Origin of the sequence: Mesorhizobium sp. M7A.F.Ca.ET.027.03.2.1 (assembly GCF_003999175.1) — a bacterium.
GTDB lineage: Bacteria > Pseudomonadota > Alphaproteobacteria > Rhizobiales > Rhizobiaceae > Mesorhizobium.
The window spans coordinates 1-2,829 of record NZ_RZOM01000831.1 but is presented as its reverse complement, the minus strand read 5'-3'; the positions used below and the strand labels follow the sequence as shown (position 1 = coordinate 2,829).

Here is a 2,829-nt window from a genome sequence, read left to right as displayed (position 1 = left end):
GTATTGGTGTTGCCGGTGGCGGCGCCCAGTTCTGCGAGCGAGGAAAGCTCAGCCATCTTATGCGACCTTCTTGTTCTTGGCGTTCAGCTTGGCCACGTCGAGCACGACGGGCTGCTGTGCGACATGCGGATGCTCGGCACCTGCATAGACGCGCAGGTTCTTCATCTGGCGACGGCCGAGCGGGCCACGTGGGACCATGCGCTCAACGGCCTTCTCGACGACACGCTCGGGGAAACGACCCTCGAGCAGCTGGCGCGCGGTGCGCTCCTTGATGCCGCCTGGGTGGCCGGTGTGCCAGTAATAGACCTTGTCGGTGAACTTCTTGCCGGTGAACACCACCTTGTCGGCATTGATGACAATGACGTTGTCGCCGTCGTCGACATGCGGGGTGAAGGTCGGCTTGTGCTTGCCGCGAAGATGATTGGCGATGACAGTGGCCAGACGACCGACGACGAGACCTTCGGCGTCGATCAGGATCCACTTCTTCACCACATCCGCAGGCTTCTGCGAAAAGGTTGTCATGTTTTCTGCTCTCGGTTCTGACCTTCATAAGAGAAGGCGTTTCTTGTTGCTTGGATTGTCGGAAGGACGCTGCCCGCCGCCAATAACAAAACGGCGGCCTTTGCGGGCCGCTGCTTCGTGAGGGCTTATAGGCGAGGGTGGTGATCGCGTCAAGGCTGAAGTTGCTAGAGTATTCCTAAAAGCTTATGCAAAAACAATGGGTTATATGATCGGTATTATAATACCACGAGAAAAGGACGTTCCGGAGCATGGACGGAACGTTCTTTGACCGGTCCGATCTTTAGTTGGCTCTTTCGAGCGAGCGGCGGATCTCCGGCCCAATTTGGTCCATCGCCGCGGCAAGCCAGCCGCAGAGCTCGTCCGGCGAGGTGTCATGAATCCACACCAACCGGCTGCATCCATTGTTCTCTGCAAAGACCTGCATGGAGGTGTTGTCGTGCGATACCTCTTCTCCTTCCCACGCCCAGACGATGCGGCGTGCCTGTTCGTCGCGGGCTATAAGCCTCTCCCGCACGACGTTGCCGTCGGCGAAGGTCATTTGCCGCAAGTCGGGCTCGATCAACCGGCAATCCACGAAAATATCTGGCGTTGTCAGTCGCGGCCCTTCGGCGAAGTTGCCGACGGTCTGCCAGACCTTCTCAGGCGATGCGTCGACTATCATTTCCCTGATAACTGATCCCACTTTGGCACCTCTCGTTTAAGAGCAGACAGATTTGTCTACTAGACAAGTCTGTCTGTATGTCGGAAAAGGGTCGACGTCAAAGGGTATTCGATATGGTGGACCACGCTACTGACATCGGCCGGGAGAGTGCTGCGCGCAGCCGCATACTCGATACAGCCACGAACCTGTTCTATGCTGAGGGCGTGCACGTGGTCGGCATCGACCGGATTATCGCTGAGGCAGGCGTGGCCAAGGCCACTTTCTACAAGTATTTTCCGGCCAAGGATGAACTCGTCCGCGCGTACATTCAGAACCAAAGCCGGCAAGGGAGGGCGATGATCGACAAGATCAGCGAGCGATCGGCGCGCGATTCGATCCTGGCTATCTTTGATCTTGTTGCGGACGCCGCCGCCCAGCCTGGCTACCGCGGCTGCCCGTTTCTGAACGCTGCCGCCGAATATCCCGACCCGAGCCATCCGGTACGGCAGGCGATCGATGAGCATAGGCGTTGGAAGCGCGACCTGCTGCGCGGCCTGCTTGTGGCCGACGGCAGTTCGGATTCCGAAACCACCGCCGATATCCTCACCGTTGCCAGCGATGGGCTGCTCATCGCCAGTCACCTCGATAGGCCTGCAAATTTGCGTCGCCTCATTCTCGAGACGGTTCTGCAAATCTTGGGACCGCTGGCGGACAAATAGTTGGCGGCCGGAATTCGGCTAACGCTTCGGCGGGATCGAATAGGTGCCGGTGGCGTGCGCCACCGTGTGCCCGTCCGGGCCGGCAACGATGTCGATGTCGAACACCATCAGGCTCTTGCCCAGCTTCAGGATGCGGCAGTGGCCGTCGATCGGCCCAGCCTCGGCCTCGCGCACGAAGTTAATGTCGAGGTTGACGGTAACGGAAAGCGCATCCGGCCCGGCATGGCTGAGCACGCAGACGTAGCCGCCAATGTCGGCCAGCGTGAACAGCGAAGGGCCGGACACCGTGCCGCCCGGACGCAAGTGCCGCTCGCCGGCGTTGAGCCGCACGGTGCAGCCGCCGGGGAACACGTCGATCGCCTCGAAATATTTGGACTGCTCGTTGAGCTGCGGATAGACGGTCTCCATCAGCGCATTAACTTGTTGCGCGGTCAGAACCGGCTTCAAATTGGTTTGGGCGGGCATGTCGGTCTCTCGTTCTGGTCAACCTGTATGGGCGCGGCGCGGCATTTCTGACAACCTTCGTCCCCTGGCGCAAGCGATCGGTGTTGGACGAAACCTGATCCGGTATTAGATACTCTGGCAGCCCCAGGCGGAATCGCGGAGACCTTATCCATGGCCGAAATCCTTGCCATCAAGCCTGCCGCCGTTGAAGGGCCGGTTGTTGCACAACTGGACAAGGGCGTGCTGCGCCTGGCGCTCGCCAATCCGCCCGCCAACGCGCTGTCGCTGGCGGTGATGGCGGCGCTGACGGCCGAACTCGAGCGCGCCAAGGCCGACAAGGCCGTTCGCGTCATCGTTTTGTCGGCGGCCGGCAAGGTGTTCTGCGCCGGCCATGATCTCAAGGAAATGACGGCGCGCCGCACTGACGCCGATTATGGCAAGGCCTTCTTCGCAGAGACGTTTGCCGCTTGTGCGACGCTGATGCAGGCCATCGTGCGCCATCCC

The 2,829-nt window shown here is 60.2% G+C and carries 5 protein-coding genes; 2 read left to right on the top strand and 3 right to left on the bottom strand.

Annotated features, from left to right (window positions below):
* Nucleotides 1-57 precede the first annotated feature (57 nt).
* On the bottom strand, nt 58-522 hold the full coding sequence (gene rplM, locus EN750_RS27630) for a 50S ribosomal protein L13 (RefSeq protein ID WP_013532205.1): 465 nt from the start codon (nt 520-522) through the stop codon (nt 58-60).
* A 280-nt stretch (nt 523-802) separates the two neighbouring features.
* Nucleotides 803-1,183: an SRPBCC family protein gene (locus tag EN750_RS27625; RefSeq protein WP_210212773.1), complete on the bottom strand. Its 381-nt coding sequence runs from the start codon at nt 1,181-1,183 to the stop codon at nt 803-805.
* 113 nt (nt 1,184-1,296) lie between these two features.
* On the opposite strand from EN750_RS27625, the gene EN750_RS27620 reads away from it, so the two are divergent.
* The gene (locus EN750_RS27620) at nt 1,297-1,881 is read left to right on the top strand and encodes a TetR/AcrR family transcriptional regulator (RefSeq protein ID WP_127398587.1); all 585 of its coding nucleotides are present in this window, start codon (nt 1,297-1,299) and stop codon (nt 1,879-1,881) included.
* Between the two features lie 18 nt (nt 1,882-1,899).
* On the opposite strand, the gene EN750_RS27615 is transcribed toward EN750_RS27620, so the two are convergent.
* Nucleotides 1,900-2,346 (bottom strand): PaaI family thioesterase, encoded by a 447-nt coding sequence (locus EN750_RS27615; protein ID WP_127398585.1) that lies wholly within the window; start codon nt 2,344-2,346, stop codon nt 1,900-1,902.
* Between the two features lie 150 nt (nt 2,347-2,496).
* On the opposite strand from EN750_RS27615, the gene EN750_RS27610 reads away from it, so the two are divergent.
* Nucleotides 2,497-2,829 (top strand): enoyl-CoA hydratase-related protein (locus tag EN750_RS27610; protein WP_189526499.1); only part of this gene is annotated, 333 nt, incomplete at its 3' end.